The 25,928-nt window shown below is 51.1% G+C and carries 24 protein-coding genes; 14 read left to right on the top strand and 10 right to left on the bottom strand.

Annotated features, from left to right (window positions below; translation table 11 throughout):
• The first annotated feature begins 293 nt into the window (after positions 1–293).
• From RIF25_RS01225 to RIF25_RS01215, 3 genes are all read left to right on the top strand, one after another.
• The gene (locus RIF25_RS01225; RefSeq protein WP_322876749.1) at positions 294–830 is read left to right on the top strand and encodes an RDD family protein; all 537 of its coding nucleotides are present in this window, start codon (positions 294–296) and stop codon (positions 828–830) included.
• Between the two features lie 60 nt (positions 831–890).
• Positions 891–1,028 carry a hypothetical protein gene (locus tag RIF25_RS01220; RefSeq protein WP_322876748.1) on the top strand — a complete coding sequence of 46 codons (138 nt, stop codon included), beginning with the start codon at positions 891–893 and terminating at the stop codon, positions 1,026–1,028.
• 396 nt (positions 1,029–1,424) lie between these two features.
• The gene (locus RIF25_RS01215) at positions 1,425–1,802 is read left to right on the top strand and encodes a PadR family transcriptional regulator (protein ID WP_015125821.1); all 378 of its coding nucleotides are present in this window, start codon (positions 1,425–1,427) and stop codon (positions 1,800–1,802) included.
• A gap of 12 nt (positions 1,803–1,814) precedes the next feature.
• Here the strand turns inward: RIF25_RS01215 and RIF25_RS01210 are convergent, their stop codons facing one another.
• Genes RIF25_RS01210 through RIF25_RS01195 form a run of 4 tightly spaced genes read right to left on the bottom strand, consistent with a single transcriptional unit; the run spans position 1,815 to position 5,331 of the window.
• A complete protein-coding gene (locus tag RIF25_RS01210) occupies positions 1,815–2,579 on the bottom strand; it encodes a uracil-DNA glycosylase (RefSeq protein WP_322876747.1) in 765 nt (254 codons plus the stop codon).
• A 15-nt stretch (positions 2,580–2,594) separates the two neighbouring features.
• Positions 2,595–3,446: a 3'(2'),5'-bisphosphate nucleotidase CysQ family protein gene (locus tag RIF25_RS01205; protein WP_322876746.1), complete on the bottom strand. Its 852-nt coding sequence runs from the start codon at positions 3,444–3,446 to the stop codon at positions 2,595–2,597.
• A complete protein-coding gene (locus RIF25_RS01200; protein ID WP_322876745.1) occupies positions 3,443–3,982 on the bottom strand; it encodes a GIY-YIG nuclease family protein in 540 nt (179 codons plus the stop codon). Before RIF25_RS01200 ends, RIF25_RS01205 begins: the two co-directional genes overlap by 4 nt.
• Positions 3,983–4,002: 20 nt before the next feature.
• Positions 4,003–5,331 carry a sensor histidine kinase gene (locus RIF25_RS01195; protein WP_322876744.1) on the bottom strand — a complete coding sequence of 443 codons (1,329 nt, stop codon included), beginning with the start codon at positions 5,329–5,331 and terminating at the stop codon, positions 4,003–4,005.
• Positions 5,332–5,593: 262 nt separating this feature from the next.
• Between RIF25_RS01195 and RIF25_RS01190 the strand changes: the two genes are divergently transcribed.
• The 3 genes from RIF25_RS01190 (at position 5,594) to RIF25_RS01180 (ending at position 8,241) form a co-directional block, all read left to right on the top strand.
• The gene (locus tag RIF25_RS01190; protein ID WP_322876743.1) at positions 5,594–6,580 is read left to right on the top strand and encodes a metal ABC transporter substrate-binding protein; all 987 of its coding nucleotides are present in this window, start codon (positions 5,594–5,596) and stop codon (positions 6,578–6,580) included.
• Complete coding sequence (locus tag RIF25_RS01185; RefSeq protein WP_322876742.1) at positions 6,577–7,317, top strand: metal ABC transporter ATP-binding protein; 741 nt, start codon at positions 6,577–6,579, stop codon at positions 7,315–7,317. Before RIF25_RS01190 ends, RIF25_RS01185 begins: the two co-directional genes overlap by 4 nt.
• Positions 7,318–7,389: 72 nt before the next feature.
• The gene (locus tag RIF25_RS01180) at positions 7,390–8,241 is read left to right on the top strand and encodes a metal ABC transporter permease (protein ID WP_322876741.1); all 852 of its coding nucleotides are present in this window, start codon (positions 7,390–7,392) and stop codon (positions 8,239–8,241) included.
• Positions 8,242–8,527: 286 nt separating this feature from the next.
• On the opposite strand, the gene ilvN is transcribed toward RIF25_RS01180, so the two are convergent.
• Positions 8,528–9,046, bottom strand: coding sequence for an acetolactate synthase small subunit (gene ilvN, locus RIF25_RS01175; RefSeq protein WP_322876740.1), 519 nt, complete (start codon positions 9,044–9,046; stop codon positions 8,528–8,530).
• Between the two features lie 104 nt (positions 9,047–9,150).
• Positions 9,151–9,831, bottom strand: coding sequence for a hypothetical protein (locus tag RIF25_RS01170; protein ID WP_322876739.1), 681 nt, complete (start codon positions 9,829–9,831; stop codon positions 9,151–9,153).
• Between the two features lie 65 nt (positions 9,832–9,896).
• On the opposite strand from RIF25_RS01170, the gene RIF25_RS01165 reads away from it, so the two are divergent.
• The 5 genes from RIF25_RS01165 (at position 9,897) to RIF25_RS01145 (ending at position 14,463) form a co-directional block, all read left to right on the top strand.
• Positions 9,897–10,682, top strand: a complete 786-nt coding sequence (locus tag RIF25_RS01165) for a response regulator transcription factor (protein WP_322876738.1) — start codon at positions 9,897–9,899, stop codon at positions 10,680–10,682.
• Positions 10,598–12,052, top strand: coding sequence for a PAS domain-containing sensor histidine kinase (locus RIF25_RS01160; RefSeq protein ID WP_322876737.1), 1,455 nt, complete (start codon positions 10,598–10,600; stop codon positions 12,050–12,052). Before RIF25_RS01165 ends, RIF25_RS01160 begins: the two co-directional genes overlap by 85 nt.
• A 24-nt stretch (positions 12,053–12,076) precedes the next feature.
• Positions 12,077–12,862, top strand: coding sequence for a pseudouridine synthase (locus RIF25_RS01155; protein ID WP_322876736.1), 786 nt, complete (start codon positions 12,077–12,079; stop codon positions 12,860–12,862).
• A gap of 179 nt (positions 12,863–13,041) precedes the next feature.
• Positions 13,042–13,875 (top strand): helix-turn-helix domain-containing protein, encoded by an 834-nt coding sequence (locus tag RIF25_RS01150; RefSeq protein WP_322876735.1) that lies wholly within the window; start codon positions 13,042–13,044, stop codon positions 13,873–13,875.
• 81 nt (positions 13,876–13,956) lie between these two features.
• Complete coding sequence (locus tag RIF25_RS01145; protein WP_322876734.1) at positions 13,957–14,463, top strand: YfbM family protein; 507 nt, start codon at positions 13,957–13,959, stop codon at positions 14,461–14,463.
• Here the strand turns inward: RIF25_RS01145 and hppD are convergent.
• Positions 14,455–15,513, bottom strand: coding sequence for a 4-hydroxyphenylpyruvate dioxygenase (gene hppD / locus RIF25_RS01140; protein ID WP_322876733.1), 1,059 nt, complete (start codon positions 15,511–15,513; stop codon positions 14,455–14,457). The genes RIF25_RS01145 and hppD overlap by 9 nt on opposite strands.
• A gap of 95 nt (positions 15,514–15,608) precedes the next feature.
• The gene (locus RIF25_RS01135; protein ID WP_322876732.1) at positions 15,609–16,862 is read right to left on the bottom strand and encodes a F420-0:Gamma-glutamyl ligase; all 1,254 of its coding nucleotides are present in this window, start codon (positions 16,860–16,862) and stop codon (positions 15,609–15,611) included.
• A gap of 305 nt (positions 16,863–17,167) precedes the next feature.
• On the opposite strand from RIF25_RS01135, the gene cruF reads away from it, so the two are divergent.
• Both cruF and RIF25_RS01125 read left to right on the top strand, forming a co-directional pair.
• Positions 17,168–18,103: a gamma-carotene 1'-hydroxylase CruF gene (gene cruF / locus RIF25_RS01130; RefSeq protein WP_322876731.1), complete on the top strand. Its 936-nt coding sequence runs from the start codon at positions 17,168–17,170 to the stop codon at positions 18,101–18,103.
• Positions 18,104–18,122: 19 nt separating this feature from the next.
• Complete coding sequence (locus RIF25_RS01125) at positions 18,123–19,316, top strand: glycosyltransferase (RefSeq protein ID WP_322876730.1); 1,194 nt, start codon at positions 18,123–18,125, stop codon at positions 19,314–19,316.
• Between the two features lie 21 nt (positions 19,317–19,337).
• Here RIF25_RS01125 and RIF25_RS01120 read toward each other — a convergent pair whose 3' ends face one another.
• Positions 19,338–20,609 carry a competence/damage-inducible protein A gene (locus tag RIF25_RS01120; protein WP_407682293.1) on the bottom strand — a complete coding sequence of 424 codons (1,272 nt, stop codon included), beginning with the start codon at positions 20,607–20,609 and terminating at the stop codon, positions 19,338–19,340.
• Complete coding sequence (locus RIF25_RS01115; protein WP_322876728.1) at positions 20,606–21,652, bottom strand: glycosyltransferase family 4 protein; 1,047 nt, start codon at positions 21,650–21,652, stop codon at positions 20,606–20,608. Before RIF25_RS01115 ends, RIF25_RS01120 begins: the two co-directional genes overlap by 4 nt.
• A gap of 372 nt (positions 21,653–22,024) precedes the next feature.
• Between RIF25_RS01115 and RIF25_RS01110 the strand changes: the two genes are divergently transcribed.
• Complete coding sequence (locus RIF25_RS01110) at positions 22,025–25,894, top strand: DUF4114 domain-containing protein (protein ID WP_322876727.1); 3,870 nt, start codon at positions 22,025–22,027, stop codon at positions 25,892–25,894.
• The last annotated feature ends 34 nt before the right edge of the window (positions 25,895–25,928 follow it).

The raw sequence follows: 25,928 nt of genomic DNA, 5'->3' as shown, positions 1-25,928 counted from the left end.
TGGTTGAGGAGTTTGCATTCAACAATTTCTGGAATCTTAATCAGTGATCACATTGGAAAATGATGTCATGGGTGAGAGACATATCCTGATGAGATAGGGCAGGCTTTAAAAATCGTACCAATCATCCCTGTTTATTTAGACATTCATGAAAACTTGCCCAACGCCACATAAATTGGGCCTGGGGCTAAGCCCGATCAGGATTGAAAATTGATAGGGTGGAATTAAAGTCGCTCCAAGGTGGTCATGGGCCAAACCAAGGGGCCATCTGTTGGAAAAAAGGTTTGATTTTATCAATGAGTGAACTTGCCCGCCAATATCCAGATTATTTTCCCGCCCGGCCTTGGAAACGGGTCATTGCCACAGGGATTGATGGGGCCATGGTCTGGGTCTTGAGTGCGGTTGCCGCGGTTCCAGGCCAAGCGATTCAATGGGGGCAAATCTTGGTCTTTCTCCTCGCCTGGTGGGTCTTACGGGTCGCGGTGGTTTACCGCAATAAGGGCCAGAGCTTGGGGCATTGGTTAATGGATCTGCGGGTTATTGATCAACGGGGACGCACGCCGCTGCTGCAACGCTTGACCCAACGGGAGGGAATCTTAGGCGGGTTGGTTTTATTAGCCTTGGTGGCAGTGGACAGTGGCCTGGGGTTTGCCATCCTGTTGTTGGTCGCGCCGGTGATTGTGGACTGTAGCTGGGCCTGGATTAATCCCCGTCATAATACTCTCCACGACTTAATTTCACAGACAGAGATCGTGGTCGCCTATCGGGGGTTTTCCCTTGATCGTAAACTCATTCGCCTAAGTCAACAGATTCGCGCACAACGCAGTAAATAAGCCCAGCCCTATTTTTAATTGCTCAGTGACCCTTTCCAGCCAATGGGTTACATCTAGGAAATGCTAGAGCCGCCCCGGATTCCCCTCGGGTTGCTGGGGTCTCTGGCGGATATGTTGCAGACATCGAGAATTCTAATTTTAGATTTAACTGATAATCCCAGAGATATTGCCCAGACCGATAACCTATGGAGTGGGTAAATTGAGAGTTGTGATAAATTGTAACAATCGAATATTAATAAAGACGGACTCACCTGACTTATATAGCGGTGGGATGTAATGCCAAATTCAAGTCATATCGAATCTGTCTTAACTGCCTCGAGTGATGGCAAAACCATGAAAAATAAGGCTTTAGGGGACATCATGAATTTTTTCTGAGTTTCTGTAGTCAAACTGAAACAATTTGTAAAAACTCGTAAACGAGACTGAAACAAGAGCAGTTGGTGATTTTTCTAAGAGCTATACTAAGACATACGAAAGATCGCTACCATTACGGCAGTTATTTTGGAGTCATGTGTTTTTTCCTTGGATTTCATGGTAGTGGTAGATTGTAGTTCCATCTGTTTTTGTCCTTAACACCTACTTGGAATACAGATCATGAAACTGGATGACATTTATCAGTTTTTTAAGCAACCGCCGCCGGTGTATTTGAGCAAGGAAGTCGCGGTCTGTTATGTGCTTTACACCTTGGTGGAAAAAGGTGACTCCTACGGCACAGCCCTGATTCAATCCATCGAAACTGACTATCCCCTTTATCGTCTCTCTGATACGGTGCTATACAGTGCCTTAAAGTTTCTGGAGGATGACGGGATTATCAGTGGCTATTGGAAAAAAGTTGAAGGGCGGGGGCGGCCGCGGCGGATGTATCATGTGGTTCCAGAAAAAGACGAGTTAGCCAAAGATCTAGCCAAACTCTGGTTGACCTATCTCCAAGATGAAAGCACGTTTGAAAAGTCCTCAAAAAGCCGCAAGTAATGCTTGGATGTCTTAGTGATTAACAGAGTGGTCTGGGCTGAGGGATTGTAACTTGGCCTGGACTGCTTGGATATCTTGCCACATTAACCATTTGGGCCCGCCCACCTCTCGGCTGGGGTTTCGCAACAGATAGGCAGGGTGAAGAATGGGCATACAGAGACGGCCCTCCCATTCAATCCAGGTGCCGCGAATCTTGGTAATCCCGCGAGTATCCCCGGTCACTCCCTTAACTGCAGTGGCTCCAGTCAGCAAAATAATTTTGGGATCCACGAGGCGAATTTGCTCTAAAAGGTAGGGGCGGCAAGCGTTGGACTCGGCCAGGGTGGGAACCCGATTTCCCGGCGGACGACATTTGACGATATTGCAGATATACACATCTTTGTCGCTGTCTAGATTCACGGATGCGAGGATTTTTTCTAAGAGTTGTCCCGCCCGCCCGACAAAGGGGAGTCCGGTTTCATCTTCCGTTTGCCCAGGCCCCTCGCCAATGATCATTAAATCTGCTTCGGGGTTACCGCGACTAATCACCACATGGGTACGGGTTTGGCTGAGTTCACACCGCTGACAGGCCTGGCAATGGGTGGTTAATTCGTTCAGGCTGGCATAGGTTCCGGGGGGAATGGCAATTGTGGCAGAGTTGGGAATTTGGGCGTAGTCGGTGGGAGGAATTTGGGGTGAATTTGGTGTAACGGCCGTGATTGGTGGTTGATCTAGAACGTCTGGGGATGGGGTAACTAGATCAAAGAGGCTCGTTTGCAGGGGTTCAGGTTCACTCATCCAATTCACACTCCCTTAGACAGATTCAATGGCCAGTTGGAGGCGTTCCCGGAAACAATCAATATAGTTGGGCCAACCGACCAGAATGGTTTGATCATGGGTCAGGGTTTCATGCTCCAAGCTATCGGCACTAAATCGCAAGGGTTCTCCCGTCAAGTCACAGCAAATCAGGCCGGCGGCTTGGGCCAAGGCTAGGGGGGCGGTGGTATCCCAGAGTTTGACTCGCTTATTGAGATAGAGATATAAACCCACTTGGCCGGTAATGACCTGTAAGACCTTGAGACCAAAGCTACCAAGAAAATGAAACTGGGTTTCGGGAATGGCCTGTTGAATCGCTGCCCCATAGGCCTGGAAATCTTTGTAACCAATCATCAACGGGGCCTGGTCGGGGGTGGGGTGGGGTGGGGGACTAGGTTTTAAGGGAAAAGCAGGATCGTTGCCATTACTTTGCCACAGGCCCCAGCTTGGCCCGCCATAAAAGAGTTGATCAGCCGCCGGATCATAAACCCAGCCTGCCCGGGGTGCGCCCTCTTGCCATAGGCCAACCATGACTGAATAGTTCCGTTGGAGGCGAATCAGGTCATCAGTGCCATCGAGGGGATCAATTAACCAGAGCCGTTCATAGTTTTGATGAAATTGGATTCGAGAGTCGGGATTTTCCTCGGTGATGATCCCATCGGCTGGAAACCAGGCCTGGAACTGTTGGCTGAGGATATCATCGAGTTGGCAATCAATACTGGTGGCAAAATCATGCTTGCCTTTTTCAATAATCTCAAAGGGCTGTGTGGCGAGGGTTTGGGCCAGTTGTCCTGCATCTCGGAGGGCCTGGTTAATGCGAGTTAGTTCTGCTAAGGATACGGGAGTCATTTCAAGTCCAGGAGGCCGTTCTCTTTGAGTTTAGGGTTAAATCTCAGGAGTTCAGTCACGTGCCGAGCTTCTAGCACTTGGAATATTTCCTGTTCAGCTTGACGGGCTAAGTCCTTGAGGTATTTCATTTGTCCCATTTCATCCAGGCCAGCCCATTCCTGCTGCATCGCTGGGGACATCCGGGTTTTGACATCAATTGCATTTTCCCAGGCCCCCTGTTGTGTGTCATTACCGGGTGGAATAGCCTCCAACTCATTGAGCCATTGCTGGCGGATTTCCTCTAACTGGGTACGATTGGGACGCTCAACAGGATAGAACTTAAAGCCATAGCAGGCCTGGGGTTGCCGGACTAAATGTTGCCGCAGACTCAGGTAAATATCCCGAGAAAAGCCAATATACTGCACAGCCAGGCCTTGATCACAGATGGCATAGACCCCAATTTGCCCCATTGCCCTCGGATCCACCAGGCCAGTGGCCGTTAAATAGGGAATAAGGGGGAGTTCTGCCAAAGGAGGAACCGTCACAGATCTGGCCATGATTGCCTGAAATACTTTCCCTAGTATGCCTGATGCTCTTGGTTTAGGGGTAAATATAACGTTAAAACATCCCCCCAACGGTGATCGTGGCGGACGGTGAGTTTGCCCCCCAGGGCGTGAAAGAGGGTTTTCGTCACCGACAAGTTGAGGCTTAAATGTCCGGTTTCCGGTTGCCACATCAGCATTTTTCCGACTGCGGCCAGGGTTTGACTCCGATGTTTTTCACTGGATTTCAGTTGGACTTTAAGTTGAGAACCGGCCAAACTAAAGCGCATTTCCAGGGTACTCAAGGGCGGTAAGGTCTGGCTAAAATGCTCCACCAGGCCCGTCAGGACTTGATCGAGGAGATTGGGATCACTGGTGACGGCGGGGAGCTTGGCCGGATATTGCATTTCTAAGGCGAGGTGGCGGCGTTGGGCTTGCTTTTGCCAGCGGGGAATATTATCCCGAAGAATTTCTTCCACTGAGACGGAACTTAAACCAGTCAGGGGGGTGGGGGCCGGACAAGCCATCATTTCCGCAGCATGAAAGAGCAAGCTAAAGCGATCCACTTGGTCATGGCATTCCTGGGCAATGGCCTGGAGACGGTGATGCACATCGGCGGGTAGGTCGGCCCGTTTCAGCAGCAGTTGAATCAGGGTTTGAATCGTCGTCAGGGGAGTACGGACTTCATGGGTGAGGGCCTGGAGCAATTCAATATCCAGAAACTGCTGTTCTTCCGTCTCCAGGCCTGGGGATAGATCCGGCGCGCGACTCGATAGATCTAATTCCCCCAAAGTCCGGGGTTGGGGCGGTATCAGTTCCCGCAGGAGGGCCTGGCTGAAGTCTGTCACCAAGCGATAATCCGGGGGCTGGGGTGGGTGGGCTAGTAACCAATCCGCCATGACAGACAGGCAGTGGGGCGCGGTCATCTTGAGGCGGAGTTCTAACTGTTGCCAGGCCTGGAGAATATCAGCCGGATCAAAAGAAAAGTTTAGCCCCAACTCTCCATCGAAGCTTAAAACTAAGTTCCAGGCCGGGCTGAGGAGGAGGCAAAAGGGGTGGGTTGCTAAGGGATCTGCTGGGCTAATGGGAATCAGGGTAATGGGTTCTGGCGCGGTGGTGGCGAAAGTGGGCGGCAAACAGGCCTGGTAGTTGGCTAAGGGAGCAAATACCCAGGGGATGAGTTGGGGGTGGGCAAAGATCGGGGCCGGGCCAGCCAAGAGAAATCCCTCTTCAACCGGCCAAGAGAGGATCGAGAGTTTTTCTAAGGCTTGGATGGCCGCTGACCATTGCCAACTCAAATCCTCGCCCGCCCTAACAACTGGTTTGGCATCTGGATCAAGAGGGGGGGACAGGAACCAATTCATCACAACAGTGGCCTGGGCTTCTCTCCTCGACCTTAAGGGACAAAAAAGGATCTCGCTAGGGTTATAACCGAACTCCAGGCCTGGCGGTAAAGATGCAAACCTCTGTTCCATCAACTATTGCCTGACCACCAATGATCAGCCCCTGGTTCACCCATTCCAGGCCAGATTTGTTTCATAGTTCTTTCATAATCATGGGATTACAGTACACTAAGAAAAGTGAAAAGATTATGAAATGCAACTTTCGTTCCTGACCAATGCCCCAATGTCCCGATCAAAGCTAGGTCGGGTTATGGGACTGGGCCTGGTGGCATTGCTTTGGAGTCCCTGGTTAGCCGCTTGTCAAGCCCCATTACCGGAGCAATCACCACCCCCTGGGACATCTGTTTCCTCGCGTCCGGCTGACAGCAAAAAAGTTATTTTGACCACTTTTACGGTTTTAGCTGATATGGCCCAAAACGTTGCCGGAGATAAAGCGGTTGTTGAATCCCTGACAAAACCAGGGACACAGATTCACACCTATGAACCCACCCCGAGCGACATTATTCGGGCTCAACAGGCAGATTTAATTCTCGACAATGGCCTGGGCCTGGAACGTTGGGCCCAAAAGTTTTACGGCAATCTCCAGGGTGTCCCCCACATTACGATTAGTCAGGGTGTAGAAATCATTCCTCTGACTGAAGGGGCCTATGCCAATCAACCCAATCCCCATGCCTGGATGTCGCCCCAAAATGCCTTGATCTATGTCGAAAACATTCGCCAGGCCCTCGTGAATATTGACCCCAATCATGCCCGTACCTACAACCAAAACGCGACCGCCTATAGCGAAAAAATTAAGGCTGTCGATCAGCAACTCCGGGCCGTCTTTGAGCAACTTCCCCCCCAGCAGCGTACCCTTGTCACCTGTGAAGGGGCATTTTCCTACCTCACCCGTGATTATGGGTTGCAAGAGCTTTATCTTTGGGCCGTTAATTCTGATCAAAATGGCACACCCCAACAGGTTCGTCAGGTGGTGGATGCGGTGCGGGCTAAGCAAGTTCCAGTCGTCTTTTGCGAGAGTACCGTCAGTGATAAATCCCAGCGACAGGTGGCCCAAGAAACCAACAGCCAATTCGGCGGAATTTTTTATGTGGATTCCCTGACAGATGCCAATGGCCCCGCCCCAACCTATTTGGATTTACTGACCACCAACCTAAAAACTATTCAACAGGGCTTTCAACTCCCTATTCAGCCCCCAGGAGCAAAACCATGAATCCCGCCAGCATTGATGTTGAGAATGTCACAGTCCGCTATCACGGTAATGTTGCCCTCCATCAGGCCAGTGTTAAACTCGCCCCCGGTTCGATCAATGGTCTAGTCGGCATGAATGGCAGCGGTAAATCCACACTCTTCAAGGCGATGATGGGATTTGTCAAACCCCAGGCCGGTCGGATTTTAATTAACGGCTTACCCGTGCGCCAGGCCCAAAAACGCCATCAGATTGCCTATGTTCCCCAGGCCGAGGAAGTGGATTGGCAATTTCCCGTCAGTGTGGCGGATGTGGTGATGATGGGCCGACATGGCTATTTGAACTGGCTGCGAATTCCCAAAAAACAAGATGATCAGCGGGTAAAAGCCAGTTTAGAACGGGTGCAGATGGGGGAATTTCGGGATCGGCAAATTGGCGAACTTTCCGGGGGACAAAGGAAACGCACTTTTTTAGCCAGGGCCTTGGCACAGGATAGTTCAATTTTATTGCTGGATGAACCTTTTACCGGGGTGGATGTGCGCACAGAAAAAGCGATGATTGATCTGCTCCTAGAATTGCGGCAACAGGGCTATACGATTTTAATTTCCACCCATGATTTAAGCTCTATTGAAACGTTTTGCGATCAAGTCGTTCTGGTCAATAAAACTGTTTTGGCCTATGGTTCGACCGCAGATGTGTTTACAGAAGAGAACTTAACTCGGACGTTTGGCGGTATTTTGCCTCATCGGATTAAAAAGTAAATTCCTCTTGGGTTCATGATCTTGTTGGTAGATTGACAGCAACTTTAGTTTTCTCTTAGGCTTTAACGATTTATGACCCTGATTTGGGATTGGTTCATTGCCCCGTTGCAGTATGACTTTATGCTGAAAGCCGTTATTGTTAGTGCAGTGGTGGGTCTGGTTTGTGCGGTCCTGTCCTGTTATATGACCTTAAAGGGTTGGGCCTTAATGGGAGATGCGGTGTCCCATGCCGTCATGCCCGGTGTAGTCGTCGCCTATTTATTAAACATTCCCTTTGCGATTGGTGCTTTTATCTTTGGTTTAATGGCTGTTTTGTCCATTGGCTTTATTAAAGCTCATACCCGCGTCAAGGAAGATACGGTCATTGGTTTAGTCTTTACGGGATTCTTTGCCCTGGGCCTGGTCTTGGTTTCTAAAAGCCCCAGTAATATTGATCTACAGCATATTCTTTTTGGCAATGTGTTAGGGATATCTCAAGCTGACATTATCCAAACGGCTGTTGTTAGTGCAATCACCTTAATGGTTATTCTCTGCCTCCGGAAAGACCTACTGCTCTTTTGCTTTGATCCGATTCATGCTCAATCCATCGGTCTGAATATTACGGCTCTTTACTACACATTTTTAATCCTACTCTCGCTAACGATTGTCGCGGCTCTGCAAACTGTGGGGATTATCTTAGTCGTTGCCATGTTAGTGACCCCTGGAGCTATTGGCTATCTCCTCTCGGATCGCTTTGATCAGATGGTGTGGATTGCAGCCGGGTCGGGGGTCTTATCCAATGTGGCCGGAACCTATATTAGCTATCATCTAGACGCGTCGACCGGGGGATGTATCGTTGTCTTTCAAACCCTTTTATTTGTCCTGACAATGGTACTGGCGCCTAAATATGGGCTAATCGCGCAAAGACTCAAGTCTAGTGACTAATTGGCAAAAATTAACTCTTCAGTAAAATGTCTATTGTTATTGGAGTCCACTTCTGTTATTGGAGTCCACTTCGCTACTTCGTTGCTCCAATTCTGTCAAGTTCTCAAACTCTAAGCTAACCCTAGCGATTTTATCGAGCTGTCTGAAGGACAAGGCCTGAAGCTGGTTGGACATGAGTGCAGGGCGTTCACCAATAGGTTTGAGGTCAGTTCGGCCGGGGGCTGCTGGAGCGGAGTATGGGCCTAGAATCATGCTTCCTGCAAAAACTGCCACAGGGTCAGGTTCCTTAAAGACGGGCTTCCAAAGACTTGAGGTATTCCGTATTGACTCCAGATTCCCGAACGAGGGCAATTTTTCCGGTGCGGGCAATTTCCCGGATGCCAAACTTATTGACCATCTGGACAATGGCCACCATCTTACCGGGATCTCCTGCAACCTCAATCGTGACAGAATCATCGGACACATCCACCACCTTGGCCCGGAAAATTTGTACCAACTCCAAAACTTCAGAGCGGTTAGCCGGCGTGGCGTTCACCTTCAGGAGCATTAATTCTCGCTCAACACAGGGGGTGGTGGTAATGTCTTGCACCTTGAGGACGTTGATTAACTTGTAGAGTTGCTTGGTGATTTGCTCAATGACGGTATCGTCCCCAGGCACGACCATCGTGATTCGGGAGATGCCCAGTTGTTCGGCCGGGCCAACCGCCAGACTTTCAATGTTAAAACCCCGCCGGGCAAACAATCCCGCAATCCGGGTTAACACACCTGCTTCATCTTCAACCAAAACAGAAAGAGTATGTTTCATAGGAGATTATCAACGAACAATGAGGGGGAATGGGGGTGTAAAACAGCAAAACAACGGATGAGGGCGATCTTCTATTTTAGGCCAAGGCTTTCCCGGTCGAACTTTTAGCGCGGATAAAGATAACCAGCAGTTGTAATCGGGCCGGACTGCTTTGGGGCAAGATTCCCTAGTTGTCCAGCCCAGGCCCCCAAAAGCTGATAAGCCAGTGTCTCTAATTCCGGCGGCATTTTAACAATCCAGAAGGGAGGTAAACAACTCCAGCCATACCTCGCCCCGTACAAACTGCCCCAGAGTAAGCCCCGTAATTCTCCCGAGAGTGAAGCCCAGGCCAGTTGAGTTGGAATTGAGTTCAGGCCTGCGCTGAGCCAGTGATTCAGAATTGCTGAAATTGCTAGATGTCCATGCAGGGCCTGGTGCAAATCCCCCAGAAATAGCGCGCTCAGGTTGGACGGTGGCGATCTCCGTAAATCGGGACATAATCGTGCCAGAACACCCGCCTTAGCCCAGGCCTGATCAGAACTGCCAAGTCCCCAGAGGAGAAGCTGTTCAGGGGATAACTCTGCGGGGTTGACATTCAAAAATTGTTGGGGATTCCCCCAGGCCTGGAGATACTGAGCCATTAGGGTATCGGCAGCAGCAGGTAACGGGAGGTGGTAAAAGTTTTCTGGTAAGGGTTGAGCCGTCTCGGTTTGCCATTGTCCCCAAGCAGCCGCCCCCAAACCAATCCCCAGCGCGCCCCGCAGTTGACTCAGGCGGGTTAGGGGCGGACAGGTAAAATACAGCATGGTCTGGGAACCTCCGAAAGGAAAGTGATAAAATCCTTCCTAAATGCCTGATAGGCCAGATTGTTATGCTAACGCTCACTGATGCGACCGATACTCTAGACCTCGGAAAACGCCGCCCAGCTACGATTTTTTTAGTTGAAGATGAAGACTTGATTCGGGACACCATTACCCTGGCCTTACAGGATGAGGGTTATGCAGTGGTGACAGCCAGTGATGGTCGCCAGGCCTTGGATCAAATCAATAGTCAACTTTTGGATCATAACCTGGCTGCTGAGGCGGTTTTGGGGGTGCGGGGATTTGACTTGATCATCCTGGACTTGATGTTGCCCTTCGTCAATGGCCTGGACATTTGTCGGTTTCTGCGCCGGGAAGGCTGTGGGGTACCAATTTTGATGCTCAGTGCCAAGGGGAGTGAAATTGATCGGGTTGTGGGCCTGGAGGTGGGGGCCGATGATTATCTAACCAAGCCCTTTGGGATGCGGGAGTTGATTGCTCGCTGTCGGGCCTTAATTCGGCGGGCGATCACCAGTCAAACCGCCAATGAGGAGGATGGGCCGTCCTTCAAATATGGAGAATTAACTCTCTATCCCCAAGAATGCCGGGTGATCTTAGGGACGAAAGAAATTAGCTTATCGCCTAAGGAATACCGGATTCTCGAACTATTTATGAGCTACCCCCGCCGAGTGTGGCCGCGGGAGCAACTCTTAGATCGGATTTGGGGCCCAGATTTTGTTGGTGATAGTAAGACCGTTGATGTTCATATTCGATGGTTGCGAGAAAAGATCGAACCGGATGCCTCCCATCCCACCTACATCATTACCGTGCGGGGCTTTGGCTATCGGTTTGGTTAGGAGTTGGGTTCGGTCACATCCAGGCCTGGGGGCAAACTACGGTGGTCATTTCAGCCGAGTTAGGATTTTTCTTGGGGCTAGGCCTAGGCCTGGTGTTCTATGGCATCGCCTCCGCTTGGCAACGGCAACAATGGCTGCGAGTGCTGAAGGAATTTAATGTTGTTCCGGTTCGTTCCCCCCTCCCGGTTCGCCTGCGCACGATTCTGAAAAATTATCAAGCCCAAATCGCTCACCTGGAAGCCAAAATCCTTTACTGGCAAAACATTCTTGACCAGGCCCCAGTTTCCTACATTGAAGTGGATCAAGATTGTTTATGTCAGTGGTCTAACCAGTCGATGGCCAACTTGCTGGGTACGGCCCCACAACCCGGACGGCTCTTAATTGAGGTGGTGCGCTCCTATGAATTGGATTGTTTAGTGGATGATGTCCAAACAACCCAGGTTCCTTGTCAGCGGGAATGGCTCCACAGCGTCCTTAAGCCCTCTGGACAAACCCAACGTCTGCCTCTGCGCGGCCTTGCTATTCCCTTACCCCATGGCCATGTGGGGGTGTTTTTAGAAAATCGTCAAGAAGTGAAGATCTTGCGAGATGAGCGGGATCGCTGGGCATCGGATGTGGCCCATGAACTGAAAACCCCCTTAACCTCCTTGCGCTTGGTAGCAGAAACCTTACAACAACGGGTCGATCCCAACCTCCGCTCTTGGGTAGATCGGCTATTGGCGGAAACAGTACGCCTGAGTTTATTGGTGCAGGAGCTTTTAGAGTTAAATCGGCTGTCCCTGGCCCCCGTTGAGCAGATGGAACGGCAATCCCTGGATTTAGTCGCCTTATTACAGCGGGCCTGGAGTAATTTAGACCCCCTCGCCAGCCCCCGGCAGATCAGCTTGAATTATGTTGGCCCCAGTCAACTGCTGTATTGGGGCAATGAGGCACAACTCTTTCGGTTACTGATGAATCTTTTAGACAATGGGATTAAGTACAGCCCCCCGGCCCAGGCCATTCTTGCCCGTCTGGAATTGACCCCCCCCACGGGGCAGCGAGTTGCCGGTCTAAGATTAGAAATTATTGATCATGGGCCTGGCTTTATCCCCCAAGATTTGCCCTACATTTTTGATCGGTTTTTTCGTTCGGATCCAGCCCGATCTCGCTCCCCCCTGCCGCTCAGTGCATCAACGGGCCAAGATTCATCGGGGCTGATCTTACCCATTAGTAGTGGCAGTGGCCTGGGGTTAGCCATTGCGGAGCAAATTGTGGATTGTCACCAAGGGCAGATTTTCGCCAGCAATGATCCGATCACAGGTGGGGCCGCCGTCGCGATTTGGTTACCCCAGACCCTCACCCCAACCCCCCTAAACTTATCCAAACCCTGACCTTGAGACTGTTTTGTAGTAGCTATGGCTGAACGATTGCAAAAACTTCTCGCACGCTGGGGGATTGCTTCACGGCGGCGGGCCGAGGACTTAATCCGGGCGGGCCGGGTCTCTATTAATGGACAAATAGCAACCCTGGGGGATCAGGTGGATCCAGAGCAAGATCGGGTTGAATATCAAGGGCGTTGTCTCAATCCCCAGACCCCGCCGGAATTGGTCTATCTCCTCTTACACAAACCGGCCGGAGTCGTCTCTACCTGTGCAGATCCCCAAGGGCGGCCAACGGTATTGGATATTTTGCCAGAACCTTGGCGATCTGTACCGGGGCTGCATCCGGTCGGGCGGTTAGATTTTGCCACCACTGGCGCGTTTATTTTGACCAATGATGGGGATTTGACCTTTAAGTTAACCCACCCTAGCCAGCATTTCCCGAAAACTTACCAGGCCTGGGTACGGGGCCATCCCACCCCAGAAACTCTGACCCAATGGCAAACAGGGGTCAACTTAGCCGGTCAGATGACTTTACCGGCCCAGGTCAAACTGTGTCTGACTAAAAACCAGCCTCAGGCCGAAGCCTTGCTAGAAATCGTGATTTGTGAAGGTAGAAACCGTCAAATTCGCCGGGTCGCCAAACAACTGGGGCATCCTGTCATCTCACTCCATCGCGCCGCCATTGGCCCCATTGAATTGGGAAATCCCCAAGCAGCCACCTATCTCCCCTTAGGTGCAGTTCGCATTCTTACCCCTGCTGAAGTCACTGCCTTACAGAACCGATATAATCCTGAGGGAGGGCATCCAGTTGTTCAATAGGGATTGTGAATCAAGGTCTCGCGCTCTAAATGGCAAATCGGCTCAGAGCAAGTTTAGATAGTAGTTGTGGGCCAAGCCACCCGTAGGGATACAGACACTATCTCTCAGATTTCGGCTGGTTCAGACGAGTCCGTGTAACGCTATAGTTGCAGGCCGAATGGGATTTGAGTAGGGAGTTTATGGGAACTATGACCTTTGCGCCGGAACAAGCGGAAAAACTAGCCGAAATTGGGGCGTACCTCCAGCAAGTCAGACAGGAAAAATCCCTGAGTCTGGAAGCTGTAGCTGCAAAAACCATGATCCGCCAGTCTATTCTGGAGGCCATCGAAGCGGGGCAATCTGAATATTTACCCGAACCTGTCTATACCCAAGGCTTCATTCGCCGCTTTGCGGAAACCCTGGGCCTGGACGGACAAGCCATTGCCCAACAATTTCCGGCCCATACCTTAAGCCCAATGGTTGAGCAGCCCCAGGCTCATAAAAAACTTGCGCTCCCCAGCTTTCAATTTCGGCCGATTCACCTCTATCTCTTGTATGTAGTCTTGGTCGTGGGGGCCATTGCCGCCCTCTCTTACCTTTTGAAACCAGCCAGCGGACCCAATGGAGTGCGACCCCAGGCCAGTCCCACCCCCGCAGCCCCTGCCAGTCCCCAAAATTCACCCGCGAGTCCTAGCCCAGTTGCCGCCTCGCCTACGCCTAGCCCCAGTCCCCAAGCTGAACCTATCAAAGTTGGCGTGAACATTACCCAAGATGCCTGGTTGGAAGTTCTTGCGGATGGCGAAGTGGTCTATGAGGGGATATTAGTCAGCGGCGACAATAAAACTTGGACAGCAAAAGAAAAAATTGTTCTCCGTACTGGTAATGCTGGGGCCGTTATGGTGTCCTTCAATAATAATCCTGCTCAGGCCATGGGACAGTTTGGGGCCATTGAAGAGAAAATCTATGCCGCTTCAGACCCCAGTGGAGCCACCGATGCCAGTTTAGCCAGTCCTTCCCCTCTCCCTAGCCCTTAGATCAGTTTGACCGTTCCCCTCCCCTTGCTTCCAGTGCTGATATCAGGATCATTGAGAGTTTCATTATTGGAGAAATAAATTATGTCTATGATTGCCTACCTCCAACAAATTTCACCCGCCCTAGTCGAGGCCATCCAAGGGAATCCAAGCCTGCTAGAAACACTGATTGATTCGGCCACCGAGACCCCAGAAACTGAGGAATTGTCAGCAACAGCAACGGTGGCCTTAGACATTGATAAAGACTGGCATGGTCTGCATTATCTGTTAACAGGCCAGGCCTGGGAGAGTCCAGGGATTTTAGGGCAGGTGATCTTAGGTGGTCAGGAAGTGGGTGATGACCTAGGCTATGGGGCGGCGCGGTTATTAACCTCGGAACAAGTCCAGGTGGTTGCCCAGGCCCTATCCCATTTATCTACCGATGAATTCGCTGCAAAATTTAATCCCTCCCAACTGAATGAGGCAGATATTTATCCGGGAAACTGGGAAGAAGCAGATCGGCCCGGTCTGGCGGAGAGTTATGAAAATGTGGCCAGTTACTATCAAGATGCGGCCGCCCAAGGTCAGGGGATGCTGTTGTATTTACTCTGAACGTTGCTGCTGCTCAATGGCTTCAAACAGGGCTTGAAAATTTCCGGCCCCAAAGCCCCAGGCCTGGTGACGGCGTTCGATTAATTCCCAAAAGAATGTTGGCCGATCAAAAACAGGCTGACTAAAAATTTGCAGTAAAAGCTGCTTGCCCGTCTCATCTTGCGGCTCAATTAAAACCTGGGCCTGGCGGAGTTGGTCTAAGTCCAGTTTGGCAAAGCATTGGGGATGATTCTGGCTGGCCTGGTGATAGTAGGTATCGGGAATATTCAAAAACTCCAGGCCCCGCTGACGCAGATCTTTTACAAGGCTAAGAATATTGCCTGTTTGCAAAGCAATGTGCTGGATACCGCTCCCACCATAGTCATCTAGAAAGAGTTGAATCTGGGAGTTATCTGAGGTCGGGGCATTAATTGGCAACTGTGCCGAACCCAAGGGATGTACCATCACTCGGCTAATTAAGCCAGAATGAGGGGTTTGAATGGTAAACCGTTGTTCCGGCACAAAGCCCAATACCTCTTGATACCAGGCCACGGCCCCTGCAAACTCACTGGCACTGACATTTAAAACCGCATGATCAACCCCTAATAATTGGGGCGCAGTCGGTATGTGTTGGGATTCTGGTAACAGTCCAGGGTATTCCGGATGACCAGCTGCATCCCCCCAGCGTTGAATTAAACTATGGCGTAAGTCGCCCCAGCCCCGAACCACCCCCCAGGCCCAGCCACCGGATGCCGTTATTTTGGTTTTTAGAGGGCTGAGAATAGCGGACTCAGGGATAGTTTTTAATTGCGCCCCTATATCTTTAACCCGAAAGGCAACATCCACAACCCCATCTGGATGATTCTGGAAGTGGCTCATGAGGAGGGGTTCAGCCTTCCTGGGGGAATTGCAGGGGTAGGTTATGAGGAGTGACAACGCATCCCGTCCCCAGAGTAGGGTTTCTTGCCCAGGCCTGGCCCAAGTTCCGCAAACCTGAAGTCCGAGTTGTTGAGCAAAATAGTATGACTGCGCCCGACTCCTCAAATAAAAATGCACATGATCGAAATCCATTGCGACCTAATTCAAGCCTCTGATGATTTCTCCCGGCCCTGTTTTAGGATAATGAACTTGCTCAGGCTTTGACCGACACAGTCTCCATGGGCAGGCTAAAGTTGCGCTTCCGAGGCGGTGGGCCGTAACAGGACGACTGGGGTTTGTTCATCGGCATTTCCGGCTGGATTGGCCCGCAAGGCTGATTGTAAAAATTCCTCCGATGCCCCGCTGGTTTTGGCCAATACCTTGACCCGCTGCAAGTCATTGACATCCACAATTGCTGCTTCGAGTCCAGTTTCCGCTTTAATTTGCTCAACTACGGCCTGGGGATTGGCCGGGCCAAGGACAATAAATTGATCGTAGGGGGGTAAGGTGCCAGTGACATCATCAATTAAGCGGGCCTGGTCTCCAGCTAACTGATAAAAACCGCCCGCATGGCCAAAGAGCTTGGCAACCGAACCACCCAAAAAGGCCAACAGGACTCGGGTGGGGCCGACAACTTCCACTAAGGCTTGCATTCCACAGGCCGAGGCCAAACTAGAGGTGGGCAAGAAAAACTGACAGACCCGCCGCGCCACCCAACCGGGTTTTAACTGGGCCGGATCAAACCAACGACTTTGCATGATGGCCACCGGAGTTTCGCCAATGGTGACAATATCGCCGGCCTGGGCATGGGGCATGACATAGCGTTTGACAATTTCAGTTGGGTTATCCAGAGGGGTCAGTAAATGGGTATGAATCGGTAACACATCCCCTTGGGCTACGGGTCGCCAATTCCGGGACATTTCGCTACTGGGAAAGGCTAAGGGAATCACGTCATGGTGGGTGCGCTCTTCCCGGCCGTGGGGGCCATAGACCACATAGTCAACCTTCACCCAGGCCGCCTTTAGGGCCGTGAGATCGGGGCCCGTAATATCAAGGGTGAGTTGGGCTTGGGTTTGTTTTTGGGATTTGACAATATAGGCAAACCAATAGCCATCGGGACGGGCTTCAGCATCGGGATGGTTGGGGGTAACGGTGATTAAAGAACTCAGAGCTTGGGTGCTGCCCCCGGACAAAAGCAGAACCCTGGCCTGGAGATCCGTCACCATCACCTCGATGCCCGCCGAGGGGTTACTCAGGCCGATTTCCCCCGTTAGCTTGTAATAATGGGGTTCATAAATTTCTAACTGCCAAGTTGTCGGAATAATTTCCAGGGGGTTGGCGGCCCGCGTCCGATACTTCCATTCCAGGCCGAGGGCAATCAACAGGATCACTGCCACCACAGCCCATAAGACAATTCCCAATCCAGTCCCCATCCCCACCACTCCCGACAGTTCCAACTCACCTCTATCAAACCATCTAACGGCAATGGCCTCATCACTCATGCACAGGTGAGACAGGCAATAGCAGCAAAATTAAGTTTAACCTGGGGGCCGTTGATGCCAGTTTCTACCCCAGCCGAAGTTATTGATCCCGACAGGGACGGACAACCAATGGCCGAAAAGACGGAGCAGTTTTGTGCCTTGGGAATGGAGCCGGCATTATACCCCCCCTCATTTTGCTTCCTGAGTCAGGCCAGATTAGCAGGGATAGTTATAAACATTTGTAAACATTGCCGCTACACTAATGAGAGACTAAAATTTCTGGCAACGGCCTTTAACTGCCTGCCGCCCTTTGTGGAATTCGCCCTATGAAGCCCCTCGTAATTGCTGAACGGATTTGCCTGATCACCCATGTCCTCTCAATGACCTTTGGCCTGGCGGGTTTGCTCTTGGTTGTCCCCCATCCTGAATTTATTTTGTCCTTACCAAGTTGGGGACAGCAGCTTTTTCAACTGAGTATGGGCACAGGGGGAGTGGTTTACATTGTTTTTGGAGCCGCCGCCATTGCCCTCCACGCCTATCGACATTTTGGGGCCAGTAAACTCTGGACTTTTTTAATTCCAGCCGTGGGTATTTCCCTGGGTAGTGAACTCTTAGGCACTAGCACTGGTTTTCCCTTTGGCCATTATGGCTACCTCAGTGGCCTGGGCTATAAGATTGCGGGCTTAGTCCCCTTTACGATTCCCCTGTCGTGGTTTTATATGGGCCTGGCCACCTTTGTCCTTGCCTACTCTGGTCTCATTTCGAGGCCCCTAATGGGCGGGAAATTGGCTGGGGTATTGGCGACAATTGGGACAGTGGGCTTAGCGGCGGTACTTCTGACGGCCTGGGACTTTGTTTTAGATCCTGCCATGAGCCAAACCTCGATCCCCTTCTGGCAGTTTCAAGAGGTGGGGGCCTTTTTTGGCATGCCCTATCGCAACATCTTGGGTTGGACGGGGACTGGAGCCGTGTTTATGGCTGTGGGGATGGTCTTTTGGCGTTCAAAGCCGATCATCATTACCCAGGCCCAGTTGGTGTTGCCCTTAATTGTTTACTTAGTCAACTTTGCCTTTGGAGCGGTGATTACCCTGACATCTCTGGATCAGCGATTTATTATTCCGACTGTTATTGGCTTAGTCGTGGGTGTTCTGCCCGTGATTGTCTTGTGGGTTAAGGCTCCCTTAGTTAGTTCTGGGCCAGTTCCGTCAGGCTCCTTAAACGAATCCACCCCCAGCTTACCTGTGACGCTGGCCTCCAAATAACGCTTAGATTTTTAAACCATTGCCCAACCCCAACTTCCTATATTTACTTGCCCCAGGCCTGGCCGTGATCTTACTCCTCCAGGTTCCAGCTTTCTTGATTCTTTTGGCACGCCTATTACCAGGAATCCGCCGTCCGGCCCCCCTCAAGCCCGCCTTATCCCAACCCGAAGATTTAGCCCAAGTTACTATTGTTGTTCCGACCCTCAATGAGGTTCTACGTCTGGGGCCTTGCTTAGCGGGTTTAAGTCGTCAGGGCTATGAAGTTCGCGAAATTTTGGTTGTGGACAGTCACTCCCAAGATGGGACAGATGCGCTGGTTAAGGCCGCTCAAGCCAAGGATCCTCGCATCAGACTCAAACATGATCCTCCCTTGCCCGCTGATTGGGTGGGACGGCCCTGGGCCTTGCATAATGGCTATTTGTTCAGTAGTCCTGATTCAGAATGGATTTTAGGGATTGACGCGGATATTCGTCCCCAGACCGGGTTAGTTGCAAGTTTAGTCCAAACTGCCAGAGCTGAAAACCTAGATGTCATCGGCCTATCACCGCGCTTTATTCTCAAATATCCGGGGGAATGGTGGTTGCAGCCGGCCCTGTTGATGACCCTCATTTATCGCTTTGGGGCCGCAGCCAAGGTGGAAACCCAACCAGAGCGGGCCCTCACCAATGGGCAATGTTTACTAATTCGGCGGTCGCTCTTAACACAACTGAATGGCTATACCTGCGCCCAACAGTCCTTTTGTGATGATGTCAGTTTAGTCCGGGCCTGTGTAGCTGTAGGGGCAAAGGTGGCATTTCGGGATGGGAAAAACTTAATTCAAGTGCGGATGTATGAGGGCCTGGGGGAAACGTGGCAAGAGTGGGGCCGTTCCTTGGACTTAAAAGACGCAACACCAAGGGGGCAACTCTGGGGCGATCTCTGGTTTTTGACCGCTGTTCAGGGTTTGCCGTTAATTATGAGTCTGATGGGCCTGGGCTTGAAAATGGGTGGCGTTGAGTGGCTCACCTTGGATATTCTCTTAGCCCTGAACCTGGGATTGCTGGCGATGCGTTGGGGAATGGTTGCTGCGGTATCCGGTTCCTATCTTCCCGGCCCGGGCCAGGGGTTATTATGGCTATCTCCTTTGGCCGATACCTTGGCAGTCTGGCGAATTATCCAATCATCAATGCAACAACCTAAATCTTGGCGGGGCCGCAGTTATCAGAGCTTTTAAGGGGCATATATCCCAATCTGCTTAAGACCCCCTTAACAACTGACGGCGGAGTTTATCCAGTGCTGCCCGGCTACTGAGGGAACGAATCCAATCACGGCCGCGTTGGGAACTAAACCGATATTCAAAGGTTTCGAGGAAATTCTCCGGCCCCGCCAGGCCAATAAACACCAAACCCACAGGCTTTAGTTCTGATCCGCCCCCTGGCCCAGCAATTCCAGTAATACTCAAGGCCCAATCACTACCGAGAAGTTCCTTGCCTCCTTGGGCCATTTGACCAGCCACTATGGCACTGACAGCCCCTGCTTTGGCCAGCACATCCCCATCCACACCCAGGACATTGATTTTAATCGCATTGGCATAGGAGATCACTCCACCCAGAAAATAGGCAGAACTCCCTGGCAGGGTTGTCAACATGGCCCCTAGGCCCCCACCCGTGCAGGACTCAGCTACCCCTAGGGTTTGTTGTCGGGCCAGTAATAGCTTCCCCACCACTGCGGCCAATGTGTCATTGTCTGTACCGTAACAGTCCAGGCCGGTGATGTTCCGAATTTGCTGTTCAATGGGCTGAATCAGTTGATTGGCTTCTATTTCCGACTTTGCTTTCGTTGTAATGCGTAAACGCGCCTCTCCTTCTCCGGCATAGGGGGCTACTGTCGGATTAGCTAAGGCAATTTGGGCCGCAACTTTTTCTGCCAATACGGACTCCGGGATGCCCCAAAACCGTAAGACCCGACTGTAGATCATCTCTTGTCCCCACCCCTGGGCCTGTAAATAGGGAACTGCGGTCTGCTGCCACATGGCTTTCATTTCCGAGGGCACACCGGGGAAAGTCATTAAGGTTAAACCCGGCCGGGGTTGCCAGATCAGGCCTGGGGCAGTTCCCGTTGGATTGGGAAGGATCTCAGCCCCGCTGGGTAAAAGGGCTTGTTTCCGATTACTGGGGCTATAACCACCCCGCTGGGCAAATTTCTGGTCTAAATCGGCAATAATTTCAGGGCGTTCAATCAGGGGTGTTTCAAAAAAATCGGCGATGGTTTCAGTCGTTAAATCATCTGGGGTCGGCCCCAGGCCCCCAGTGAAGATCAACAATCGCGCCCGTTCACAGGCAATGGCAATGGCTTGTTTAATCCGTGTTGGGTTATCGCCAACTACAGTTTGGTAGTAGTGGGGTATCCCCAAGCGGGCCAATTCAGCCGCGAGATAATTGGCATTGGTATTGACCACTTCCCCTAAAAGCAGTTCTGTGCCAATACAGAGAATTTCCGCACTTTGCTGCCAGCCCAATGCCGTCATTCGTCCCCCAGGCCCCTTGTCCGTTGCCAAACCATCCAAACCGCATAAATCATTAACAGGGAAGCTCCAATGGCATAGCCCCAACCACTGGGAATCCCCGCAAAGCCCAAGGCCAAGCTGCCGACCCAAAGGGTTAAAGCATAAATAAACAGAACGGTTCCCCGCTGAGATAGACCGGCTTTTAAGAGGCGATGGTGTAAATGACGTTTATCCGGTTGAAAAGGAGAAAGCCCGCGCCGGAGTCGTTCAATCACCACCGTGGAGGTATCAATAATCGGCACTGCCAGGATTAAAAAGGGCAAAGCCACTGCCACCGTTGTCACCCCCTTCACCAGGCCAATTACGCCAATTCCGGCCAGGGTAAAGCCCATAAAGTAGGCCCCACCATCCCCCATAAAAATCTTGGCTGGATTAAAGTTATACCGCAGAAACCCCAACGCACCCCCTGCCAAGGCCGCCGCTAACAGGCCCGCTGCTGGTTGGTTCAGAAAGACACTCACAAACAGCATGACCGCCGCCGCAATCGCCGCTACCCCCGCCGCCAGGCCATCTAAGCCATCAATAAAATTCATCGCGTTGGTCATGCCTACTAACCAGATGGTCGTCAGGGGTAAGCTTAAGGCCCCTAAAGTGACCGTGCCTAAAAATGGCATTGAAAAGTTTTCAATTCGCACCCCTGCCACCCAAACCAAACTGGCCGCCACGAATTGAGCCACTAGTCGAACCAAGGCAGGTAAGGTAAACAGGTCGTCCGCCAGGCCAATCAGGAAAAAGACAATTCCCCCAACCGTTACCCCCCAAATTCGGTATTCCTCCGAGGTCGGCAACCAGCCAAACCCCCCAGCATTCCAAACCAAGAGGAGCGCGACGAGATTCCCCAAAAAAATGGCTACCCCCCCTAAACGCACCATCGGCTGGGCATGGACTTTGCGGGCATTGGGGTTATCCACACAGCCAATTTTTAAGCCTATGGTTTGGACAAAGGGCGTAACCCAGAGAACCACCAGGCAAGAAGCAATAAACGCAATGAGGTGATAGGGCATCCGATTCAGGGGATTGAGAACGGATTAAGACGGTGGGTGAGTAGTAAACACCTTAAACACCTTAAACACCTCTTAGGCTAACACTGGTTGTGGTGCAGACAAGTGGGGATAGAGGGGAAATTTGCTACAGAGTTGGGACAGTTGCTTCCGAAAGGTCTGGGTAAACTTTTTAAATCCCGATCTTAGTTATGTTGAGATATTAAGACAACTGTAATCTTTATGACAATTCTGGTATCGTGCAAGAGTTTTGAGCTAGGTGGTCAATAGACATAGAAGATCACTGTAAAGCAGTCAACCCAAGTGCAAGCAAAATCATGGTTTTTCACTCCTATTGTTAGTTCTCCCTGCTTCCCCTACTAGAGACTTTCAACCATGGCATCCCCCACCAACACCATTTTTCTCAATGCCCAGCAGTCCTTGCTTCAACGACTGTACAACCAGTCCCCCCTCAGTGCCATTCAAAATGGTGTTGCCCAAGTGGGAATTGCGGTTGTTTTTAGTAATAATTCGCCCCAATCTACGGAAATCTACGCCAATGCCCAAGGGAATCTCGTTAATTCCAGTGGCACTGCTATAGACGGGCTTTCTTTTGGGGGGCCTGGGCAAACCTTTATTGGGGGCAAGGCCTATATTGCGCTCTCCGGCCAACTCGATTGGAAAACCACCAACGCCTTTCAAAACAGTTCCGGGGAATACGATGAAGGTCTTTTTAGTTTTGCCAACGCCCTGTTTTACCAAGTCAATCTCGACTCCTTTGAATTTACCTTCTCCAACTCCCCCTTTGACGCGGCTAACCTCACCTCAGTCAACTGGTTTAGTATTCCAATGCGGATGTGGGTTCCCGGCAATACCACCAGCGGTAATCAGAGCGGGTTTCAAGCCTCGCCGAATCAACAAAACTGGGTAGAAGCCCTCCAAGGCCTGGTGCCCAATGGCTCAAATGTGTTTAAAGATGCCGCCGGAAACTTTCTGATTGCAGCCTCTCCCACCACCACACCCTTTTCAAATCAAAGCTTTGCTTGGATATCTCTCCCTGCTGCCAGCACCACAGAAATTACCGTCGCCAAAAATCTCAATTACTACCCCAACCAGATCGTCCAATTCGCCCAAAACACTGGCGGTACCCTCCCCGATCCTCTGAAACCGAACACCAACTACTATGTCCTCAGCTACAACAATTCCACCGGGGTCTTACAGGTTTCTGATTCCCTGGGGGGCGCGCCGATCGAATACACAAGCACTGGCAGTAATGCCCCAAGCCTAACTGTTACCATCACCACCCCCGACTATCCCACTGAGGTCTATGGCAGCTTTCAAACCTACGTCAACGACTTTATTAGTTGGCTCCCGGCATTACCTACCGGCAACAGCATCTCCACCGAATCTCCCTACTCCATTTCAGGCTATTTCAATGGAGCTCCGAGTGATGATGCTGGTCAGCAGATTTGGCATAATGGTGGATTTTATAACTATCAAATTTACTACGACTCCACTAAGCAAAATGTTGTTCTGATTCCTGGCACCCAGATCACCAATGCTGGCGTGAGTCAAGTCCAAGGGATTCTGGCCATTAGCACTACAAACTTAGAAAACAGTATTATTGCCACTAACGGAACCTATTCGGTCTATGCCAGCCTGAGCGACTACGCCAACAATACCCCCTACAATTACACCACTCAATTTCCCTCTGGTAGCACGCCCAACGCAGCCACCACTAGCACCACGATCAATACTGGCTCAAATAATCAGTGGGGGCCAGTCTTTGCCAACTTAGCGACGGGGTTTGTGGCGGGGTATTGGCGGCAAAATGATTCAGTCCAAAATACGGCTGTATTTAACAATTCAAACTTCTGGTCTTTCTTTAACGCGGATGGCACACCCAAAGCCTTTAGCAACACTACCGCGGGCTTCTTTGATCCCTACTCTAAACTCTTTGCCAACAACAGCAACAGCTACGGCGGTAACTATACCGACAATTTGGAAAAAAGCCTTGGCCTGGGTGCGCCGCTTTTAACTGTGGGTGAAGCCAATACCGATAATGCCATCTATGTTTCTCTGTTAGATATTAATAATCTACCCACCGGTACAACACCCCCCAGCACCGACATCAGCACAAGCTTCGGTAACTTTGCCTGGAATGGCTATCAACCCCCAGTCCAACCGGCCCCATCCCAATTACCCACAACCAGCTTTGCCACGCCACCTGCGGCCAATAACTTCTCCAGCTTCGGCGTAACCGTTGACTTTAGCGGCCAGATGATTAGTCTGAATTCGGATCAGATTAAATTTGTCAGCTTGCAGTCCTCCGATGGCCGCTTTACCGGGACAGCCGAGACGTTTCAAGGGTGGGGCAACTATCAATATATCCCAGGCCAGCCAAACCCCAGCTACAACCAGGCCAGCCAACCCAATGGTGTATTTAACCTTGTCAACTTTCCCCTACCCAATGCAGCCGGAACCACAGGTTATACTCTTAAATTCCTTGATCAGGATCAAAAACCTCTCTATGAAACCAAGTTCTTCCTAACTGGTGATGGCAACTACTACAACGCCACAGTCGGCTCCGGATCAGGGCAACAAATTCAACAGCGTTATTTTCCCCTGACTCAAAGCCCCACTGCCGCCGCAAATAACCTGGCCGCCTCAGTCCCCTATACCCAATCTGCCTTGACCAGCAGCGATTTTGGGACATCACCAACCACCCCTAGTAATTCAAACATGGTCTATGGCAACTACCTCAACGCCCTCACCCTCACCCCAATTGCCAGTAGCGCGCCGCAACTTCCGCCCCAACTCTGGGATTACAATAGCTCGGTCTTAGGCAACAACCCTAACTTGTCCCAACCCTGGGCCCCTATCGTCTGGATACAAAACAGCACCAGCTATGTCTTACCCAGCGACTACAGTACCACAGCCCCAAGCCCCGCCAATTACACCCTGGCCACCCCATTAACCTCAGGCGATCTCACTTTTAGTTGGTTAGGTGGCCCCAATTCCCTTGGTGGTGTCTATACTCTCCCAGGTGCATTCATTAGTAACCTTTCTGGGACTAACAACAAAACCTTTGCTTTAGCGTCGGGGAATATTCAATTTATCAACGCCCCCAATGGCATCACCCCGCTACCCTTCCAGTCCGACATTGATGGACAGTGGGCCGTCAAAACCAATCCCTCCACGCCGCTGCCCAACGGAACCTACACCATTAACTTCACCCAGGCCCTGACAGATCCTCAAGGTAACTCTTTAACCGTAGGTTATGCCGGAAATCTCAGCAGTAGCTACAGCACCACATTTACTGTTAATCAAACCACTAACCTTCAGTTCCAGGCCAGTTCTCCAGGGTTGACCCTTGTCCCCCCGTCAGGCTCCACGGCATCTGGGCAATGGTTGAATATAACGATTGACAGTTGGCAAAAATCTGACAATTCTACCTTTGTGCTCTACGCTACCAACGCCGCTGGAGAATTAATCAGTCGGGATCAAACGAAAGTTGGCGGCACTGTTACCCTCACCGAAGCCACCTTAGCCAAAATTGGAGTTGTGGTCACGGACAATGGCACCTTAATACAAGAAGGCCAAGCCTCAGTCTATTTACGCACTGGACAGTTTTTACGTCTTGCTGTTCTCGCCGGTGATGGCACGGTGATTGAAGATTTGCCTGTTGATAACAAAGTTGTGGCGGATGGTGAAGAGGATGTTGCCTTCTTAAGTACCGAAGAATTCATTCTCCAGGGCAAACTTACCCATACCCTCAGCTCTATGAACTGGCTTGCTACGGCCCAACTACAACAGGATCAACCGATTTACTTTTTCCAGGCCAACTCAACCATCCAAATTGGAGCTTCGGGTAGTTGCGCCCTCACTAATACCCTCAAGTGGGCCCCCCTAGAGCTTGATCCCTTGACTGGACAAAAGCGGGTCGGGGGTGTGGTGGCCGCAGATACCGCTGAATTTCGCAATGCCCTCAAGGAAAATGCCCTAAACTTTACCCTCATAGGGGGAGGCACAGGGGATAAATTTGATATCACCCAAAATTTAGCGATTCAAACCGCTGGCTACTATGCCCCCTTCCTGGAAACATCCCAAGGCAACATCTTCTTCATCGGTAGCAATGCAAATCCTGGCAACCAAGCCCACTTCCGCTTATTTGGAGATGGGGTTTTTGGGATCGAGGACTTACCCGGTGGCAGCACTAGTGACTTTGACTTTAACGATATGGTTGTGCGGCTCAGTCCCGTTTAGGCTTGGTACAGTCCATCTAATCCCATCTCTTAAA

Source organism: Pseudocalidococcus azoricus BACA0444 (assembly GCF_031729055.1).
In the GTDB taxonomy this organism is placed as follows: domain Bacteria; phylum Cyanobacteriota; class Cyanobacteriia; order Thermosynechococcales; family Thermosynechococcaceae; genus Pseudocalidococcus; species Pseudocalidococcus azoricus.
This window is presented reverse-complemented; position numbering and strand designations above follow the sequence as displayed.

Bases quoted from the DNA above. Each gene is read 5' to 3' on its own strand.
- RIF25_RS01225 (WP_322876749.1), top strand. From the start codon at position 294: ATGAGTGAACTTGCCCGCCAATATCCAGATTATTTTCCCGCCCGGCCT.
- RIF25_RS01220 (WP_322876748.1), top strand. From the start codon at position 891: ATGCTAGAGCCGCCCCGGATTCCCCTCGGGTTGCTGGGGTCTCTGGCG.
- RIF25_RS01215 (WP_015125821.1), top strand. From the start codon at position 1,425: ATGAAACTGGATGACATTTATCAGTTTTTTAAGCAACCGCCGCCGGTG.
- RIF25_RS01210 (WP_322876747.1), bottom strand. From the start codon at position 2,579: ATGAGTGAACCTGAACCCCTGCAAACGAGCCTCTTTGATCTAGTTACC.
- RIF25_RS01205 (WP_322876746.1), bottom strand. From the start codon at position 3,446: ATGACTCCCGTATCCTTAGCAGAACTAACTCGCATTAACCAGGCCCTC.
- RIF25_RS01200 (WP_322876745.1), bottom strand. From the start codon at position 3,982: ATGGCCAGATCTGTGACGGTTCCTCCTTTGGCAGAACTCCCCCTTATT.
- RIF25_RS01195 (WP_322876744.1), bottom strand. From the start codon at position 5,331: ATGAATTGGTTCCTGTCCCCCCCTCTTGATCCAGATGCCAAACCAGTT.
- RIF25_RS01190 (WP_322876743.1), top strand. From the start codon at position 5,594: ATGTCCCGATCAAAGCTAGGTCGGGTTATGGGACTGGGCCTGGTGGCA.
- RIF25_RS01185 (WP_322876742.1), top strand. From the start codon at position 6,577: ATGAATCCCGCCAGCATTGATGTTGAGAATGTCACAGTCCGCTATCAC.
- RIF25_RS01180 (WP_322876741.1), top strand. From the start codon at position 7,390: ATGACCCTGATTTGGGATTGGTTCATTGCCCCGTTGCAGTATGACTTT.
- ilvN (WP_322876740.1), bottom strand. From the start codon at position 9,046: ATGAAACATACTCTTTCTGTTTTGGTTGAAGATGAAGCAGGTGTGTTA.
- RIF25_RS01170 (WP_322876739.1), bottom strand. From the start codon at position 9,831: ATGCTGTATTTTACCTGTCCGCCCCTAACCCGCCTGAGTCAACTGCGG.
- RIF25_RS01165 (WP_322876738.1), top strand. From the start codon at position 9,897: ATGCTAACGCTCACTGATGCGACCGATACTCTAGACCTCGGAAAACGC.
- RIF25_RS01160 (WP_322876737.1), top strand. From the start codon at position 10,598: ATGGTTGCGAGAAAAGATCGAACCGGATGCCTCCCATCCCACCTACAT.
- RIF25_RS01155 (WP_322876736.1), top strand. From the start codon at position 12,077: ATGGCTGAACGATTGCAAAAACTTCTCGCACGCTGGGGGATTGCTTCA.
- RIF25_RS01150 (WP_322876735.1), top strand. From the start codon at position 13,042: ATGGGAACTATGACCTTTGCGCCGGAACAAGCGGAAAAACTAGCCGAA.
- RIF25_RS01145 (WP_322876734.1), top strand. From the start codon at position 13,957: ATGTCTATGATTGCCTACCTCCAACAAATTTCACCCGCCCTAGTCGAG.
- hppD (WP_322876733.1), bottom strand. From the start codon at position 15,513: ATGGATTTCGATCATGTGCATTTTTATTTGAGGAGTCGGGCGCAGTCA.
- RIF25_RS01135 (WP_322876732.1), bottom strand. From the start codon at position 16,862: ATGAGTGATGAGGCCATTGCCGTTAGATGGTTTGATAGAGGTGAGTTG.
- cruF (WP_322876731.1), top strand. From the start codon at position 17,168: ATGAAGCCCCTCGTAATTGCTGAACGGATTTGCCTGATCACCCATGTC.
- RIF25_RS01120 (WP_407682293.1), bottom strand. From the start codon at position 20,609: ATGACGGCATTGGGCTGGCAGCAAAGTGCGGAAATTCTCTGTATTGGC.
- RIF25_RS01115 (WP_322876728.1), bottom strand. From the start codon at position 21,652: ATGCCCTATCACCTCATTGCGTTTATTGCTTCTTGCCTGGTGGTTCTC.
- RIF25_RS01110 (WP_322876727.1), top strand. From the start codon at position 22,025: ATGGCATCCCCCACCAACACCATTTTTCTCAATGCCCAGCAGTCCTTG.